The sequence below is a fragment of the Pleionea mediterranea genome, assembly GCF_003148745.1.
Taxonomy (GTDB): domain Bacteria; phylum Pseudomonadota; class Gammaproteobacteria; order Enterobacterales; family Kangiellaceae; genus Pleionea; species Pleionea mediterranea.
On sequence record NZ_QGGU01000012.1, the window covers coordinates 30504 to 49436 of the forward strand.

At 42.7% G+C, this 18933-nt stretch carries 16 protein-coding genes; 9 read left to right on the forward strand and 7 right to left on the reverse strand.

Annotation, left to right across the window (positions count from 1 at the left end):
- Positions 1-21: 21 nt before the first annotated feature.
- The 9 genes from atpD (at position 22) to C8D97_RS15290 (ending at position 9937) form a co-directional block, all read left to right on the forward strand.
- A complete protein-coding gene (gene atpD, locus C8D97_RS15250; RefSeq protein WP_109764663.1) occupies positions 22-1398 on the forward strand; it encodes a F0F1 ATP synthase subunit beta in 1377 nt (458 codons plus the stop codon).
- 27 nt (positions 1399-1425) lie between these two features.
- Complete coding sequence (locus C8D97_RS15255; protein WP_109764664.1) at positions 1426-1851, forward strand: F0F1 ATP synthase subunit epsilon; 426 nt, start codon at positions 1426-1428, stop codon at positions 1849-1851.
- Positions 1852-2003: 152 nt separating this feature from the next.
- Positions 2004-3371 carry a bifunctional UDP-N-acetylglucosamine diphosphorylase/glucosamine-1-phosphate N-acetyltransferase GlmU gene (gene glmU / locus C8D97_RS15260; protein ID WP_109764665.1) on the forward strand — a complete coding sequence of 456 codons (1368 nt, stop codon included), beginning with the start codon at positions 2004-2006 and terminating at the stop codon, positions 3369-3371.
- Between the two features lie 21 nt (positions 3372-3392).
- Complete coding sequence (glmS, locus tag C8D97_RS15265; protein ID WP_109764666.1) at positions 3393-5222, forward strand: glutamine--fructose-6-phosphate transaminase (isomerizing); 1830 nt, start codon at positions 3393-3395, stop codon at positions 5220-5222.
- A 3-nt stretch (positions 5223-5225) separates the two neighbouring features.
- Entirely contained in the window at positions 5226-5834 is a 609-nt protein-coding gene (locus C8D97_RS15270) for a thiol:disulfide interchange protein DsbA/DsbL (protein ID WP_109764667.1), read from the forward strand.
- 148 nt (positions 5835-5982) lie between these two features.
- Positions 5983-6753 (forward strand): DUF2884 family protein, encoded by a 771-nt coding sequence (locus C8D97_RS15275; protein ID WP_109764668.1) that lies wholly within the window; start codon positions 5983-5985, stop codon positions 6751-6753.
- A gap of 176 nt (positions 6754-6929) precedes the next feature.
- A complete protein-coding gene (locus tag C8D97_RS15280) occupies positions 6930-7841 on the forward strand; it encodes a lysophospholipid acyltransferase family protein (protein ID WP_109764669.1) in 912 nt (303 codons plus the stop codon).
- Positions 7838-8716 carry a lysophospholipid acyltransferase family protein gene (locus C8D97_RS15285; RefSeq protein WP_170115272.1) on the forward strand — a complete coding sequence of 293 codons (879 nt, stop codon included), beginning with the start codon at positions 7838-7840 and terminating at the stop codon, positions 8714-8716. The genes C8D97_RS15280 and C8D97_RS15285 overlap by 4 nt, the downstream gene beginning before the upstream one ends.
- Positions 8717-8947: 231 nt before the next feature.
- Positions 8948-9937: a GGDEF domain-containing protein gene (locus tag C8D97_RS15290; RefSeq protein WP_109764671.1), complete on the forward strand. Its 990-nt coding sequence runs from the start codon at positions 8948-8950 to the stop codon at positions 9935-9937.
- 17 nt (positions 9938-9954) lie between these two features.
- Here C8D97_RS15290 and C8D97_RS15295 read toward each other — a convergent pair whose 3' ends face one another.
- The 7 genes from C8D97_RS15295 to C8D97_RS15325 form a co-directional block, all read right to left on the reverse strand.
- Entirely contained in the window at positions 9955-11403 is a 1449-nt protein-coding gene (locus tag C8D97_RS15295; RefSeq protein ID WP_109764672.1) for a TrkH family potassium uptake protein, read from the reverse strand.
- A 23-nt stretch (positions 11404-11426) separates the two neighbouring features.
- Entirely contained in the window at positions 11427-12800 is a 1374-nt protein-coding gene (trkA, locus tag C8D97_RS15300) for a Trk system potassium transporter TrkA (protein WP_109764673.1), read from the reverse strand.
- A 209-nt stretch (positions 12801-13009) separates the two neighbouring features.
- Positions 13010-13375, reverse strand: a complete 366-nt coding sequence (locus C8D97_RS15305; protein WP_109764674.1) for a response regulator — start codon at positions 13373-13375, stop codon at positions 13010-13012.
- A gap of 43 nt (positions 13376-13418) precedes the next feature.
- On the reverse strand, positions 13419-14378 hold the full coding sequence (locus C8D97_RS15310) for a chemotaxis protein CheX (RefSeq protein WP_109764675.1): 960 nt from the start codon (positions 14376-14378) through the stop codon (positions 13419-13421).
- Between the two features lie 21 nt (positions 14379-14399).
- Positions 14400-14957, reverse strand: a complete 558-nt coding sequence (locus C8D97_RS15315) for a hypothetical protein (protein ID WP_109764676.1) — start codon at positions 14955-14957, stop codon at positions 14400-14402.
- A 2-nt stretch (positions 14958-14959) separates the two neighbouring features.
- Positions 14960-15724 carry a methyl-accepting chemotaxis protein gene (locus C8D97_RS18535; protein WP_280951694.1) on the reverse strand — a complete coding sequence of 255 codons (765 nt, stop codon included), beginning with the start codon at positions 15722-15724 and terminating at the stop codon, positions 14960-14962.
- 25 nt (positions 15725-15749) lie between these two features.
- Positions 15750-18890: an ATP-binding protein gene (locus tag C8D97_RS15325; RefSeq protein ID WP_109764677.1), complete on the reverse strand. Its 3141-nt coding sequence runs from the start codon at positions 18888-18890 to the stop codon at positions 15750-15752.
- Between the last annotated feature and the right edge of the window lie 43 nt (positions 18891-18933).

Here is an 18933-nt window from a genome sequence, read left to right on the forward strand (position 1 = left end):
TTTGGTTAAGAGGACTGTGATATGAGCAGTGGTAACATTGTTGAAATTATCGGTGCGGTAATCGATGTGGAATTTCCACGTGGCAATGTACCCAAAGTGTACGACGCGTTGAATGTGAGCGGTAGTGAAATCGTTCTTGAAGTTCAACAGCAACTCGGTGACGGTGTTGTGCGTTGTATCGCGATGGGTTCATCCGATGGTATGAAGCGTGGAATGGACGTTAGCAACACAGGCGCGCCAATTCAGGTACCGGTAGGTAAGAAAACTCTAGGACGTATTATGGACGTTCTGGGTAACCCGATTGATGAGAAAGGCGCGATTGGTGAAGAAGAGCGTATGTCTATTCACCGTAAAGCCCCTTCTTATGAAGAGCAAGCAGCAACCAACGAACTGCTGGAAACAGGTATCAAGGTAATCGACCTTGTATGTCCGTTTGCCAAAGGTGGTAAAGTTGGTCTGTTTGGTGGTGCTGGTGTTGGTAAAACCGTAAACATGATGGAGCTTATTCGTAACATTGCGATTGAGCACTCGGGTTACTCGGTATTCGCTGGTGTTGGTGAGCGTACTCGTGAGGGTAACGACTTCTACCACGAAATGACGGATTCCAACGTTATCGACAAAGTATCCTTGGTTTATGGTCAGATGAATGAGCCTCCAGGTAACCGTTTACGTGTTGCACTGACCGGTTTGACCATGGCGGAAAAATTCCGTGATGAAGGTCGTGACGTACTGTTGTTCATCGATAACATTTACCGTTATACCCTGGCAGGAACAGAAGTATCTGCACTGCTTGGTCGTATGCCTTCAGCGGTTGGTTATCAGCCGACTCTGGCAGAGGAAATGGGTGTGCTACAAGAGCGTATTACCTCGACCAAAACGGGTTCGATCACATCGATTCAAGCGGTATATGTACCTGCGGATGATTTAACCGATCCATCTCCTGCAACTACCTTTGCTCACCTTGATGCAACGGTTGTATTGTCTCGTCAAATTGCAGAGCTTGGTATTTATCCTGCGGTTGATCCTTTGGATTCAACATCACGTCAGCTTGACCCATTGGTTATTGGTCAGGAGCATTATGACGTTGCTCGTGGTGTACAGTCGGTTCTTCAACGTTATAAAGAGCTGAAAGATATCATCGCCATTTTGGGTATGGATGAGTTAAGTGAAGAAGACAAGCAAGCGGTTGCGCGAGCTCGTAAAATTCAACGTTTCTTATCTCAGCCATTCTTCGTTGCCGAAGTATTTACCGGTGCACCTGGTAAATACGTACCACTGAAAGAAACCATCAGTGGATTTAAAGGCATCCTGAACGGTGAATTCGATCATCTGCCAGAGCAAGCTTTCTACATGGTTGGAAGCATTGAAGAAGCAGTTGAAAAAGCCAAGAGTCTTTAAGACTTTAACCTTGAAGGGATGAAGACTATGCCTTATACATTTCATCTCGATATCGTCAGTGCCGAAGAAGAAATCTTCTCCGGCACCGTAGACATGTTGGTTGCAAACGGTGAGCTGGGTGAGTTGGGGATTTCCCCGGGTCACGCACCACTGTTAACCTCGCTCAAACCTGGGCCGGTTAAGGTAACCAAGCATGGTGGCGACGAAGAGTTTTATTATGTATCCGGTGGAATGCTTGAAGTGCAACCGCACGTGGTAACGGTACTGGCTGATACAGCAGTACGAGCCGATGATGTGGATGAAGCAGCGGCTATCGAAGCACAAAAAGCGGCTGAACAAGCACTGCACGATCAATCCTCCGAAATTGAATACTCAAAAGCGGCTGCAGAGCTGGCTGAAGCTGCGGCTCAGTTACGTACTTTGCAGGCCATCCGCCGTAAAGCGGGAAAATAAAAACCAATCTGGTTTTTCACAGTCCAAATTAAGGGAGCTTAGCCTCCCTTTTTTGCGTGTATGGCCCTGAACTATTCCAATTCCTACGGTCTTAGGGCAAGATTACATTCTTTATTCATTGCGTTAAAACAATTATCTGACAGGGAATAATTATGGGATTAAGCGTTATTATTCTGGCAGCGGGTCAAGGTACGCGAATGCGTTCTTCAATGCCTAAAGTATTGCACCCAATCGCGGGTAAACCCATGTTACAGCACGTTATTGAAACCAGTAGCAGCTTACAGGCCGATAATATATTCGTGGTGTATGGTCACGGCGGTGAACTGGTCAAGCAAACCATTACGGAAGATGGCATTCAGTGGATTGAACAAAAACAGCAACTGGGTACTGGTCATGCAGTGGATCAAGCCAGTGATTTTCTGGCGGATGACGATGACGTATTAATCCTCTACGGCGATGTACCGCTGATCCACCACGATACTTTGTATGAATTGTTAAAGATAAAGCCAAATAATGGCATATCACTATTAACCAACCTGCTTGATGATCCAACCGGTTATGGTCGAATTGTTCGCGATGATACGCAAAAAGTAATAGGCATTGTTGAGCAGAAAGATGCCACCGACGATCAATTGTTAATAAGTGAAGTTAATACTGGAATATTGGCTGCAAACGGTAAAGATCTAAAAACCTGGTTATCGAATTTAAGTGATGACAATGCACAGGGTGAATATTACCTGACCGATATTATTGGTTTTGCAGCAACGGAAGGTCGTGAAATAGTTACCGCGGCACCAAAAGATGCCAGTGAAGTGGAAGGTGTTAATAACCGAATTCAACTGGCAGCACTGGAACGCGCCTATCAAAGAGCTTGTGCTTACAATCTTTTAGAAGGTGGCGTCACCTTGATTGATCCTGAGCGATTTGATTTGCGCGGAAAGTTAATTGTCGATCCTGATGTAACCATCGATGTTAATGTGATTATTGAAGGCAAGGTCAGCATCAAAAAAGGCGCGGTGATTCAGGCAAACTGCATTTTAAAAGACTGCAGTATTGGTGCAAATTCTGTGATTAAAGCCAATTCAATCGTTGAAGATAGCATTGTCGGTGAAGATTGTACCGTTGGTCCTTTTGCGCGACTTCGGCCCGGAACAGAACTTAACAATGATGCGCACATTGGAAACTTTGTTGAAGTTAAAAAGTCCACTATAGGTTCAGGCAGCAAAGCCAACCACCTTGCCTATATTGGTGATGCAGAGATTGGCAAAAAAGTTAACGTGGGTGCCGGTACAATCACCTGCAACTATGATGGTGCTAACAAACATAAAACCATTATCAAAGATAACGCATTTATTGGCAGTGATACGCAACTGGTCGCCCCGGTTACCATTGGTTCAGGCGCAACAATTGGTGCCGGGAGTACCATTACACGCGATGTATCCGATGAAACTTTATGCGTCACCCGCGTAAAGCAAAAAGAAATTAACGACTGGCAACGTCCAGTTAAGAATAAGTCTTAGTACTTGATGGAGTAAATAAACATGTGTGGAATTGTGGGTGCGGTTGCACAAAGGGATGTGTCTGAAATTTTAATTGAAGGTTTACGCCGACTCGAATACCGGGGGTACGATTCCGCGGGCGTTGCGATTTTAAATAACGCAGAAATACAAAGAGTCAGACGTTTAGGTAAAGTTAAAGAATTAGCCGATGCGGTTTCTGAATCCCCTGCTCCTGGTGGCATTGGGATTGCGCATACACGCTGGGCTACTCATGGCGAGCCCAGTGAAATAAATGCTCATCCTCATGTTTCCGGCAGTGATATCGCCGTAGTGCATAATGGAATTATTGAAAACCATGAAGCATTGAAGCAACAGCTAAGCGCTAAAGGTTATGAGTTTGTTAGTCAAACCGATACCGAAGTGATTGCGCATCTGGTAGCGGATCACTTTAAACAAACCAATGATTTATTAAAAGCGGTTCAACTTGCGGTTAAAGAACTTGATGGCGCCTACGGTACGGTGGTTATGCACCGAGATAAACCCGAAGAACTTGTGGTGGCCCGCTCAGGCAGTCCTCTGGTTGTGGGTAAAGGTATTGGTGAGATGTTTGTTGCGTCGGATCAACTGGCGCTTTTACCCGTGACGCGACAATTTCTCTATCTTGAAGAAGGTGAAGTGGCGCGTGTAGAACGTACTTGTGTTGAAATTTATGATGTTGATGGCAATTCGATTGATCGTGAATTTGAAGAGTCAACCGTGCAACATGACGCTGGTGATAAAGGACCCTATCGCCATTACATGCTAAAAGAAATATATGAACAGCCGACTGCCATTAGTAATACCCTTGAAGGGCGAATCATAAACGGTGATATTAACAGCGAGATATTTGGTGTTAATGCCAGTGACATTTTTGATAAAGTGGAAGCAATACAAATTGTTGCCTGCGGCACTTCATTTCACGCGGCTATGGTTACCAAATATTGGTGTGAATCCATTGCCAATATTCCATGTCATGTAGAAATCGCCAGTGAATATCGATATCGCGTCAGTTACACGCCAAAAAATGCGTTGTTTATTACTATTTCGCAATCCGGTGAAACCGCCGATACCTTGGCCGCCCTTCGACTTGCAAAAGAAAAAGGCTTTATGGCTTCGTTGTCCATTTGTAATGTGCCAGGTTCTTCTTTAGTCAGAGAATCTGATTTGGCCTTTATGACTCGTGCCGGCGCTGAAATTGGCGTTGCCAGTACTAAAGCCTTTACCACTCAATTAACCGGTTTATTAATGATGGTGGTATGTATCGCAAAACAAAAAGGCATGGCGAAAGAACAGGTCAGTCAACTGGTTGCTTCCATTGAATCGATTCCGGGTGAGATAAAACACGCATTAGAAAAAGATTCATTGATTGAGCAAATGGCGGAAGATTTTAGTGAGAAACACCATAGCCTGTTTTTGGGTCGTGGCGATCAATACCCTATCGCGATGGAAGGTGCGTTAAAACTAAAAGAAATTTCCTATATTCATGCAGAAGCCTACGCGGCTGGTGAATTAAAACATGGTCCTCTGGCATTAATCGATCATGAAATGCCGATTGTTGTGGTTGCGCCAAAAAATGAACTATTAGAAAAATTAAAATCTAATATGGAAGAGGTTCGAGCTCGTGGTGGTCAGCTGTATGTATTTGCTGATAAACAAGCGGCATTCAAAGAAGAGTCTGGTGTAAAAGTGGTTTCAATAGACTCGGATCATGATGTGACTGCCCCGATAATCTATACCATCCCATTACAATTACTGAGTTATCATGTTGCGGTGATCAAAGGTACCGATGTTGATCAACCCAGAAATCTGGCAAAATCTGTGACTGTGGAGTAAAACATGTCAAACAAACAATTACTTATTAAAACTATATTGATCAGTGCCATCTTTTTCATCTCGAATATTTTTGCAGTAGAAATGGAAGAAGGTGTCCATTATGACATCGTCAGTGCGCGCAAAAGTGACAGTAAAGTCGTAAAAGAATATTTTAACTACGGCTGCCCCGGTTGTTATAAATCGGAGCCATTAGTCAAAATGATAGAAAACTCTTTGCCAGAAGACGCTTCTCTACAGTCGGTTCCTTTTGAAAACCATGCAGGCTGGCGCATTTATGTTGAAGCTTTTTATATAGCTGAAATGTTAGGTATTCTGGATAAAGCCCATGAAGCTTTATTTCATCAGGTGCATGTTGAAAAGAAAGCTATTGCCAATAAAGATCAGCTTAAAACACTGTTTGTGAAATTAGGCGCTGATGAAAAACGCTTTGATCAGGCGGCCAATTCGTTTCAACTCAATTCTAAATTGCGACTGGCAAGAAAAGAAGCCATGAGTCATAAAATATTATCGACCCCCTCTTTTGTGGTGAATGATTATTACCGAATCAATGCTCAGGCATTTAAGTCGAATAAAGATCTAGTAGATGGGATTAATGAGTTGTTGCAGCGTTAAGCTAATAGCTCTCTGTCATTAAAACCATTAAAAAGGCGCTAAATAGCGCCTTTTTTACATTTTGTTACATGGAAAACTCAATCATTGAAAACTTTTAACCAAGACTGGTCGACTAGACAATAAACGCAAAAATAAAGAGGGACGTAATATGAACAAGAACAGCATCATATCGTTAGGCTTGATCAGTGGTTTGTTATTCTCCAGCGGCGTAAATGCAGAAATTAATGCCTGTGACTACGATTTTCCATATGATATCGAAATTAAACAACGCAATATTAAAATCAGCGATCATCATAAAGAAGTGCTCTCGATTAATGTTGATAATCAGTTGTTTATACGAGGTGAGAAACAATCATTAACTCACAATCAGCAACAGTTGGTTGATGAAATGGCGATGGGTTATCGCTCATTACTGCCATCGATAGCTGCGATTGCTGGTGAAGCGGCAGAGATTGGTATGAAAGCTGCCACGGTCGCACTGAATGCCCTATTTATTGATGATCCTGCGCTGCAGGCGTCATTGCTTAAAAAGCTGGACGGCATCGGTGAAAAAGTGAAAGCCAATGTCAGTGAGCAACATTTAAATGGTCATGTGCTATCCGATGATGTGTTAAATAATGAGTTTGAGCAAGAGATAGAAGCTCTGGTAACAGAAGCGGTAGAAAAAGCGAGTGGCAAAGTACTATTAAAAACCATTGCACAGGTGCTCAGTGGTGATCAGGAAGAAATAAACGATCTGGAATTTCGTATGGAAATGATGGGTGAAGATTTGGCGATGCAGGTTGAGTCTGAAGCGGAAAAGCTTGAAAAAGAAGCCGAAAAGCTGTGCGACAAAATAGCCGAGTTGGATAAAGTTGAAAGTAACTTGCAAACGGCATTGCCAAGTTATTCTGCCATTAATCTTATTAAGAAAAACTGAATATATAGAAAGCTGGTTGATCTTCAATTAGAGCCGTAATTGACTAAGAAATCTGTCCTCAGGTTTCTTTGTTTTACTTTAGACTCAAATTTGTTAATCGATTAATTGGTAGTCTGCTCTGGTATCCCATAAAATAGATGCCATACAGATTTTATTAGACTATCAATTATGGGCGTATGACAGAATTACCTCATTCAAAATTTTCCTTAAAACTAACATTGATCAACAGTCTGCTGTGGTTAATTGCACGACTGTCGTTTATGACCGCTCGTCGTTGGGGCGCATTTTTTGGCCGATTAAGTTATTACCTGAACTCGCGCTCCGTTAAAGTCAGCGCTAAGAATATAGCGTTATGCTTACCTGAATTATCCAGTAAACAACAAAAAAAATTACTGAAACAGAGCTGTATTCATTCTGGCATGGTTTTTTTTGAGTCCTGCTGGGTGTGGCAGGCATCGAATCAGGATGTTGCCAAGTTAATTGTTTCGGTAACTGGGCAGGAATATCTTGATAAGGCCATAGCGAAAGGCAAAGGTGTTATTTTAACCGGCCCTCATTTAGGCAACTGGGAAGCGTTACTGGCCTGGGGAGGCATGAACTTAAAGGCATCCTGTATGTATCGGCGGCCAAAGATAACTGAACTGGATCCGCTTATTCAGCAGGCACGGAGTAAATCCGGTGTTGAATTAATTATTGGTGAGCGCAGCAGTGTGCGGCAGATGCTTACGACCCTTAAGCAAGGTGAATGTTTTTTATTATTGTCGGATCAAAATCCTGCCGCAAACGCCGGTGTTTTTGCCCCCTTTTTTCACCACCCTGCCTATACTATGGTGCTTATCCAACGGTTAATAGCAAAAACGAAATCCGAATTATTATTTTTTCATGCTGAGCGGGTGGAAAACGGTTTTAAGGTTCATATTAAACCAGCGAATTTTTCAACGGCGGATCAATCCACAGAGCAGTTTGCCGAATTATTAAACCAGCAACTGGCGCAACAGATAAAAAGTTGCCCTGAGCAATTCGAATGGTCCTATCGACGTTTTCGTCCGGTACCGGAAGGCTATTCTCACGTATACCTGGATTTATGAAATCACTGATTATTTATCTTATTGCAGGTTTTCATCGCCTGTTGCCCTTTTCGGTCAATCGCTGGGTGGGACGACAATACGGTCGATGCCTTTACTATACTCATTCACGTTATGCTCGCACCAGTTTTACCAATTTAGAACACATCTTTTCTGAGCGCAGTCACAAAGAAAACCAACAGCTTGTGTATCAATCCTGCCTGCATACCGGAATGATGATTGCCGAGTCTTTTTGGCTGTGGCAACAGTCACTTGAAAAAATAAATCAACGGATTATCAGCGTTAAGGGGCAAGAATTAATAGAGTCTGCGATAAGTGAAGGTAAACCAGTGCTATTAACCGGACCGCACATGGGTAATTGGGAAGCATTTTCCATCTGGTTTGGTATTCATTTTAATACAGCTGTTATGTACCGACCGGCGAAAATAAAGGTTTTGGATAGGTTAATACGAAAAGGTCGTAGTTTAACGGGAACACAGTTAATTAAGGGTGAGAAGCGAAGTGTCCGTAAAATTTTGAGACACTTAAAATCTAAAGGTATTTTATTTATACTTTCTGATCAGGAGCCGGATAAAGGCAGTGGCGTTTATGCAGATTTTATGGGAAAGCCCGCTTATACAATGACTCTTGTGCAAAAATTAATGCAGAAAACACAAGCGATGCCTTTGATATTTCGCACTGAGCGGGTGTCAAAAGGGTTTGCCATTAATATTTCAGAAGCATTATCTCTGGATGTGGATGAAACGCCGGAAAAGTTTGCTGGTCAGTTAAATCAACTTCTGGAGCAGCAAATTATGACAAATCCAAGCCAATTCGAGTGGGGTTACAAGCGATTTAAATCACCGCCTGATGGCGATTATGACTTTTATCCAGAATAATCCAATTAAATTTCTGCAGTATACGAGAAGCGATCTCATTTAAATTTGTTATTTTAATCTTACCTTTAGTCGTAAAATGCATATAAATACTATGATCGACAGTTATTTACTGTAAATTGCTGAGAAATTTGGACAAATTTCATACCACTAACTATATTTACCCGTAATTACTCCCTCCGCGAGGATCAGCGTTAGTAGTCGCCTCTGTTGTGTGACGCTCGATAAAACTTCATGTTAAATCATTCCGTAAAATTAAAGATTTTTCTGGTATCGGCTTTTGCCCTGTTGATTGGTGCAATATTTAAAGCGGTTGAAAACGACTTTATTGTCGTAGTCGCTGATGTATTAATGGTTGGTATATTTTTACTGGCAGCCTTTCAGGTAGCCACCAAGCGTGAACGAAATCCCTCTGACTTTTTTATACTACAGATGGTTACGTTGTTTTATATGTTGGTGGTTTATCGGTCGCCAGAAGTTATTTACTTGTGGTCATATCCGTTGGTAATGGCGTACTACTTTCTATTACCACACCAGAAAGCTATTTCGTTAAATGGAGTTTTGCTGGCTTGGTCCGCACTGATTACTTATTCCTTCCTACCAATAGAATATTTTGCCCGTTATATTGTGACTTTATCTACTGCATCGGTGTTTGCCTACTCATTTTCGGTATTGGTGGCTAAGCAAAGCGAAATATTAAAACAACAGGCTCAAACGGATATTCTTACCGGTCTGTCGAATAGACGGGCCATGGAGGCCGAACTGGTAACCGAGCTGTCGCGCTTAAAGCGGTATAAAGGTGACAGTTGCTTGATGATATTGGATATCGATCATTTTAAATCGATCAATGACAAATTTGGACATGCCAAGGGTGATAAAGCATTAAATGCGCTGGCAAATATTGTTAAACAACGGTTACGAAAGTGTGATCGAATATTCCGTTACGGCGGCGAAGAATTTGTGATTATTTTACCCAATACGGAATTGCAACACGGTGTATTACTTGCGGAGTACTTTAGGGAGCTGGTGTCTCACACGGAGTTGATTGATGAAGTGAACTTAACCATTAGCGTCGGTGTGACCGAAATGGTTGTTGGTGAAGACTGGAAAACCTGTTTTGAACGTGCCGACAGACACTTATACGTTGCTAAAAAACAAGGTCGAAATAGAACTGTTTCTGACAAAGAAGACTTTCTGCAAATTATTAACGGCGGTGTCGGCTAACTCAGCCAACTTATGGTTTAGCGCCGCCAGAACGCAGGCGTTAGTAACACCAATAGTGTAAAGATTTCCAGTCGACCAAATAACATGGCAAGACACAGCAGCCATTTGCCCAAATCACTTACCGATGAATAATTCGCGGCAACTTCTCCGAGCCCGGGTCCCAGATTATTCATACAGGCTGCTACTGCTGAGAAAGCCGTGACCTGATCCATACCATCGGCAATTAAAATCAACATAATAATGACAAATATCGCCACATAAGCGGCAAAAAATCCCCAGACAGCGTTAGAGACTTTTTCCGGCAGTATTTGTTTACCCAGTTTTACCCGAAGCACAGCGTTAGGGTGGATCAGTTTTTGGATCTCACGCATGCCCTGCTTAAACAACAGTAAAAACCGCACGACTTTTATGCCGCCGCCTGTGGATCCGGCACAGCCACCGACAAAACTGAGTAATATAAGAAGCAGAGGCAACATGCCGGGCCAGGCTGAAAAATCGCTGCTGGCAAAACCGGTGGTGGTGCCAATGGAAATGGTGTGGAATATGGCTTTGTAGATGGATTCTCGAAAATTAAATTGTTGCGATATAAACAACCCGACAAAACAGATAATAAACACCAGAGTAATCAGTGTGATGTAAGCGCGAAATTCCGGGTCGCGACTGTAGGGCTGGATGCTTAATTGGCGATAGGCGACAAAATGCAGCGAAAAATTTATTCCTGAAATCAGCATAAAGATACTGCAGATAATTTCGATATTGCTGCTATTAAACCAGCCGATACTCGCATCGTGGGTTGAAAAGCCGCCAATGGCAACCGTTGAAAAACTATGACTGATGGCGTCAAACGGTGACATTCCCGCTACCCAATAGCTTAATGCACAGGCGATGGTGAGTCCCAGATAAATAAACCAGAGGGCTTTGGCGGTTCCGGCAATTCTTGGGGTGAGCTTGGCGTCCTTTACCGGGCCGGGTGTTTCGGCTCGATACAACTGCATGCCGCCGATCCCCAGCATCGGCAGTATGGCGACCGCCAATACGATTATTCCCATGCCACCCAACCACTGCAGTTGTTGGCGATAAAATAATATCGAGTGTGGCAGGTTATCAAGCCCGGAAATAACAGTGGCGCCGGTGGTTGTTAAGCCAGAAAAAGACTCAAAAATAGCGTCCACCAGATTAAAGTTTTGAATGTCGGACAGATAGAGAGGGATGGCACCGAAAAAACTGAGTACGGTCCAGAACATCACGACAATTAAAAAGCCATCGCGGGTTTTTAATTCGGCCTGTGCGTGTCGATTTGGCCAGAATATAGCAAGACCGGTGAGTAAGCTGAACATTAAGGCTATGGCAAAGTCGGTACCGGCACCATCGCCATAAATAATCGACACGGCAATGGGTGGCAGCATGGTTGTGCTGAACAGCATTAACAGAATGCCCAAAATACGAATAACCACATTGCGCTGCATGTTAGATTACGCCGCCTGTTGCTTTAGAAAAATGCAAAGTCCACCTGAAACAGTTGCTCAACATCATTAATGTATTTTTTATCCACCAGAAACAGAATAACGTGATCGTCCGACTGAATAACAATATTGTCGTGGGCAATTAATACCTGATCATCACGAACAATCGCACCAATATTGGTGCCCGGTGGCAAACTGATATCGCCAATGGCGCGGCCGACCACCTGTGAGGTTTGTTCATCGCCATGGGCAATGGCCTCTATGGCTTCAGCGGCACCGCGTCTGAGCGAGTAGACATTAGCAACATCACCGCGACGAATATGAGTGAGCAAGCTGCCGATGGTGGCCTGTTGGGGTGATACGGCTATATCAATTTCGTGCCCTTGCATTAAGTCCACATAAGCAGGGCGGCTGATCAGAACCATGGTTTTTCTGGCACCAAGCCGTTTTGCCAGTATGGCCGATAAAATATTTACTTCGTCGTTATTGGTAACGGCAACGAACACATCGATGTCTTCTATGTTTTCATCCATTAGCATATCTTGATTCGACGCATCGCCTTGCAATATTAATGTATCGTCAAGTTCTTCTGAAATAAGCTGGGCCCGCTTGGCATTGTGTTCAATTAATTTAACCTGATAATTTTGTTCAAGCAGTTTCGCCAAACCGAGACCTATATTACCGCCGCCGGCAATCATGACTCGCTTATAAGGGCGTTCCAGTTTTTGCAGTTCACCCATCACCGAGCGAATGTGATTTCTGGCGGCGATAAAAAATACTTCATCATCGGCTTCGATGACGGTGCCGCCGGTTGGCATAATGGCCTGACCCTGGCGAAAGATGGCAGCCACTCGCGTATCGATGGTTGGCATATGATCTTTTAGTGCCGATAAAGCATTACCCACCAGAGGACCACCGTAATAAGCCTTAACAGCAACCATACGCACTCGACCGCTGGCAAAGTCGACTACCTGTAAGGCGCCCGGGTTTTCAATCAGACGAAAGATTGACTGAACCACCAGTTGCTCAGGGCTGATCACCACATCCACCGGAATGGCGTCACTGTGAAACAGATCCTCTTCGTCAAGATAACTGGTGGCGCGAACTCTGGCGATTTTGCGCGGGGTATGAAAAATAGAAAAGGCTACCTGGCAGGCGATCATATTGGTTTCATCACTGTTGGTCACAGCAATTAGCATATCGGCGTCATCAGCGCCGGCTTGCCGAAGAATATGAGGAAAGGAGCCACAACCGACTATGGTTCGAAGATCAAGGTGATCCTGAAGCTCACGTAAGCGCTTGGCGTTGGTGTCTACTACGGTAATGTCGTTGTCTTCACCAGCCAGGTTAACCGCTAAAGTGCCACCAACCTGACCCGCTCCGAGAATGATAATTTTCATTTGATTCTGCGATTGTTGGGCAAATTCTTTGTAAAGACAAAGGCTTATGAACAATTTACAGCATTATGCGCTATTTGCGATGATTTTCCAGTAAAACCTCTGTTTTTACTGGAAAACGATAGACTTTATTGGAAATACCAAGTTACAGCAGAGAGTATTGCTCTCTGCTGTTTAATAAAGAAGTGCTGGAAGGATTAAAAAACTAATGGTTAGCCAACCAGTTTTTTTACTGCTCCAACAATGGCATCGCCTTTAAAAGGTTTAACAATCCAGCCTTTTACTCCGGCAGCTTTGCCCCGCTCTTTCATTCGCGGATCGCTTTCTGTGGTCAGCATAATGATATTGACGGTTTGATTACCCAGTTCGCCGCGAATTTTTTCTGCCATGGTCAGTCCATCCATATTTGGCATATTCACGTCAGAAATAATTAACTTTAGCGCGCCATCAGCACGAGTTTTATCCAGACCGTCTTTGCCATCAACCGCTGTGGCTACGGAAAAACCGTTATCGCTTAAAAATGTCGACACTTCGTTTCGTACAGTGGCTGAGTCATCCACCACAAGTATTTGCGCCATAGTGATCTCCTGTCTTGCTCGTATGTTCTTAAATAATTATAGGTTAGAAAAATTCCAGTTCGCCTGATTCAACCAGTTTATCGGTTTCAGTATCACAGTTTTGAAAGTCATCGGGATACCAGCTTAGATTAAAAATAAACTTTTGATAAATATCGATATAGGGTACGGAATCATTAATGCCACGAATGCGATAATGAAAGCACAGTTGTGGATCAGTGGTTCCAAATGATATATAGCGATGATGGTGATTGATGGAAATAGGTACCTGAGTTCGGGTATTTATGCCTGAGTCATCATTACTGACCGATGAGAATTTATTTTTAATACCACCCCAAATCAAGTTTGTGATCTCATTCAGTATCGCATTCACAAATCGAAAATCGGTGTCCTGTTTATTGATGTGTGTTAAACCCTTTTGAATAACGTCAACCACTTCCTGTTCGGTGGTTTGCAGCATCATATAACCGCGATACCAGTTACTTTCTAGTGGTATTAAGCTTAACAGTTCTCCGTATATGATTTGATCTTTAACCAGATAAGGTGGATCCACTTCGATTTTGCATTGCTTTATATTGGCTTTGATGGCTTCCAGTGAAATTTCCTGCATACCGCGGATTAAAGGTATGGGATAGTAGGTGGTAAATAAATGTTTATCGATGGCCTGTTTCAACTCATCCATATTATCCAGAGTAAAACTGCCCGATAAAAATGCGGTGGCTTTATCGGACGGTGATCGACCTCTGATAAACAGTGGTAATTCAGGGCGTTTATAGTGTAACTCCTGTATTAAAGAATCACCGGAGTAGTTCTCTATAGAGTAAGCATCGGACACAATAATGCCACCCAAGTCAGTATTGTTGTTGATGATTTCTAATGATGTTTGTGCGCTGGGTTTAAGCGCAATAATATTATTGGCTTCACAAAATTTCGCCACTTCTGTTGCCGCTGCTTGATCATGATCCAGAATAAGCAGTTTGCTTTTTACATGATTAATGTCAGTCATAAACCTTGCCTGTGTTTATGGTTAAAAGAGTTCGAGTTCACCGGTGTCGGATGTATCTTCTTCAACTAACGACACCAATACTTCCTGATTGGATGATGGTAAATAATAAAAACTGCAATAAAATAATATCGACTCGTTTAAACTGATTTGATAGTGCGCTTTTTTGTCGATTGAATAACTGGTCATCAAGTTAACGCTTTCTCTTGAAAGAAGGTTTGGTGTTGACATACCAAGTGCAGGCGTCGCTTTTCCGATTTCACGTTTAAATATGCCACAAAGGCCATTGCCAAACTCAAACATATAGTCATAAAACTCTTGTTCGGTCATGGTATCGGTTTTTGATTGGGTTGCCAGTCGAACAAATTCAGAGCAATCTTTTTGTGATAAATCAATCACCACAAACAAACGAAAACGATGGCTGCTAATGGTTAAAAATATCGCTTGATTTGTTGAACGCTTTTTAAAGCTTTTAGCCGAAGCGACAGAAAAGCTATCGCGACTGTTTGAATCCTGTATCGCCATGCTGATACTGCGATTAAACATATCATCGAGTAAAGTTGATAGGTTAACGTCATTCATTGCTAGCTGTCCGATACTCTATTTAAACATTTGTCCACCTGACCTTGCGCGGTTGATAATTCTGTCATAATCATTTTGCCGCTGGCCTGAATATCCTGAAAGGTTGACGTGGTTAAAATATCGTTTTTATATAAATTTTCACGATAGCTGTCGGACAGTTCCTGTGATCGCAATGCCAACGCCCTAACTTCATCGGCCACAACCGCAAAGCCACGACCGTACTCCCCTGCTCTGGCGGCTTCTATTGCCGCGTTAAGAGCAAGAATAACGATTTGTTTTACGATATTATAAAACTGACCATTCTGTTCGCTCATGGCCTTGTTGTGATCCATTAAATCGGTCAAGGATTCGTGCCAGCGCTCAAAGGTGATCATTATGTCTGCAAGCTCTTTTAACTGCAGTTGCAACTCAATCAATTGCGACTTTAAATCCCCCGTGACATTATCGGATTGCATACGGATGGATTCGATTTGCTCAGTCAAGCTGCTGGTAATATCCTGTCTTTCAGAATCAAATTGTTCCGCAAGCTCTGTTTTCATTTGCTCAGCAGAAGCCAGTTGTTGTTCATAGTCCTGAGATGTTGATTCTAATTGCTGTTGCAATTGAGTAACCAATTCTGCATCAACTTTATTGGCTAATTCGTTGGAGAGCTCATTGTTGGTTTGTTGTAGAAGGGTGAGCTTTTTATTAAGCCAATAGTAAATGGCGAAGGCACCAATGGCGCCGCCGACAATCAATAAAACAAAATTTAAAATTATATTAGTCATGGTATTAACTTACCGGCTGTCACGGTTAAAATTCAGGTTGTTCTAAGGTGTATTTTTTATGAATGTGAATTTCGGTAATAAACTGTCGATAATCATCACCTTCATTTCCAGAGGTCAGTGATATTTTAATGCTACCACCGGATTCTTCCAGAAACTGTTTGACGGCATCCATACCCACACCTCTACCAGAAATGTCGGAAACTTCCTCAGCGGTAGAAAAACCTGAATGAAAGATCAGGTTGGCAATGGTTTGATCATCGGGTTTAGGATCGCCATCACTCAATAAGTTCTTCTTTAAGGCACTGGCGTAAAGCTGTGAAAGTGCCAGGCCTCTACCATCATCCTGAATGGTAATAATCAGGCTGTTGGTTTTATCGGAAACATCCAGTGAAATGGTACCCTGTTCTGGTTTGCCAGCTTTACGTCGTGTGGCTGAATCTTCAATGCCATGATCGACCGCATTACGAAGCACATGCATGAATATATTATTGAGCATGTTATGAATTTCTTTTCGAATCAGATAGGGGCCGTCATTAACATTAAATACTGGCTTTTCTTTACCCAGTTGATCGGCCAGAGAATTAACCGATGAAATAACTGAAGTCAGTACGCCGCTAATCGGTTTTGCCTGAGTATGGGCTAAAACATCAAATGCATCTTTTACCCAGTTTTTAACCGGATTTTTGCAGCCTTCTATATTCAGATTAATGGCCTCATTAATTAAGTCTCTGACGTGAGAGTGATCAATGACAATACCACTGTCGCTGCCACCCCGTTGCATCAATTTTTCTTCCGCCACTTTTTCGTAGCGTTTGATGTCATGTTCGGCTTGCGATAGTTCTTCTAATAATAATTCCGGCTGCCACTCTTTGGTTTCATCTTTGCGTAATTCATCGTAGGAATGCTCAACATTATGAACAGAATCGGTTATATAGCTGAAGCCATAGGTTCGAGCGTTACCCTTAACGGTATGCATATTTCTAAACAGTGTTGCTACCAGTGAGGGATCTTTGTTTTTGGCCTGTTCGATAAGGCTTCGACAATTTCCGATGAACTCATACGAACTGTTGAGGAACTCTTCGAACTTCTCATCATCAACCGAGAGAATTTGGCCAATAATTTCAAGCTCTCGTTTTTGTTCTTCGGCGGCCATTTGTAAGGCTTTTAATTCGGTGACATCCCGAACCGTGACCATTAACTTTTCTATTTCATCGGTGTCCTGATTAACAATAGGCACCCAGTCAAGTTCCAGTAACTTATCGCTGCCTTCATCTGTGGTCATGGTGAATTCTGAAACCAGCAAGTGTGAATTAAAGTCAAACATCATTTCATCGACACCCAGCAGAGAATCAACAGCGGTTGAAATTTGATTCAAACTGTCGGAGCCAAGATTGGTGTTTTTAAATACCACATCCATAAAGTTGCGATTGGCGATTTGCTTGGTTTGTAAAATCTGCTCAAGGAATGATGAGTATTCAGGGTGAATTACACCGCCGTCCGTAATGGTGAATAAACCCTGATGCAGGTTTGCCATCATGGTGGCGATGTCTTTATTTTTCTGACGCAGTTCTGCTGTACGCTCACGCACTTTTTGTTCCAGAGTACGATTTTGCTCTTCAATAACTTCACGCATGCGTATGTTTTTAATGGTCGTCACTAACAAACGTGCAATCGATGAAGCAAATTCGTAATCACTGTCTTCAAAGGTAACGTCACTCACATTGCCCGAGAAGTTCATGGCACCAATCAATACATCTTTATCCACCAGTGGCACACAAAGCAGTGCTTTGTCAGGCATATTTTCCTGACCAATAAAGTTACTGTCTTTGGCAGTATTTGGCACAAATTTGATTTTCTTGCGTTCAGCGGCTTTCCCTAAAATACCTTCGCCCAAAGCAAATTGGGCTGGCTTAATATCGGGATCAACCTGTTTAGGTGGGTATGAGGCTTTAACTTCAAGTTTATCGTCCTGATTCATCAGGAATACAGAACCATAGGCGACGCCGGTTTGATCGTGCATCGCTGCCAACACAGATTCTAACGCCCGGTTTTGATCCATCAGAGATGCGAGTTCTTCGCCCGTTGAATTAAGCTTCGCCAGATCAGCCATTTTCTTCTTGATGGATTTGCGCATTGAATTAAAGTTTTGCCACGCCAGTGCGATTAATACAATCCAGGCAATAATGACACTTTTACTGGCCAGATCCACGGTGTCGATTACGCTTTTTTGCCGATCGTTAAACAAGTCATCGGCTTGCAGTAATAAGGCATCGAATTTTGTAATGACTTCACGAATGGCGGCTTCTGACAGATCCAGTTGTTCTCTTGCTTTAATGGTTTGCTCGACCTGTTCGATTTTATAGTCAATAAGAGAGTTGTCACCGGCGACCCTTTGTTCAAGTTCAGTAAGGGCATTTTGATAATCTTTCCAGAGTTCTCTGTCTTTTAAATCGGGAATATTATTTTCTGCGCTGTTGTTGCGAACACGTATGCCATTGATCGAGGCTGCAATATCGTCTTTTGCATTGGTTAGGCTGTCGAGGTTATTGCTTAAGTTAATGTCTTCAAAGGCATTGAATAAGCCAATGATTAAGCCATCTATTCTTCCGGCAATGCCTTCAATCAAATCGCGATTTTTGTCATCGTCGCCGTATTCAACCCAGACAACATCCAGTAAATAAGCGCCGGCATCGTCAATTAGGTTGCTTAATGACTTTAGTTCTTCATTGGCGTTGTTCTGTGCTTTCAATAATTTTGATTTGGCGTCAAACATGCGCTCAACGGCTTGTGTGTATTCATCATAAAACTGCTTCGCGGTTAACAGATCTTCGGACATGGACGGATCCGAGCCAATGGTGTCAGTAAGCATCACATATTGTTGATTAAACAGAGTATCGCCCTGCTTAAAACTGCTGGACGCTTCACTGATCTGTGATTCATTTACTGCGTTGTAACCGGATGAACTGAGCTTGCCGAGTTTCAGTAAGTTAATTTGAATTTGATTGCTTTGTTTGAGAACCGGAACGGCGCTTTCATTAACTTCGGTGGTGGAATCACTGATATCGTAAAGGTTGTACAAGGCAACCATGCTTGAAAGTGATAATAGAAGGATAATGATACCGAATCCGAGCCATATTTTTTGTGAAAAATCGAGCTTGGGAAACATCGTGTATTGAGCCAGTTTGTTTTGTCTAAGGTAGTTAAAGTAT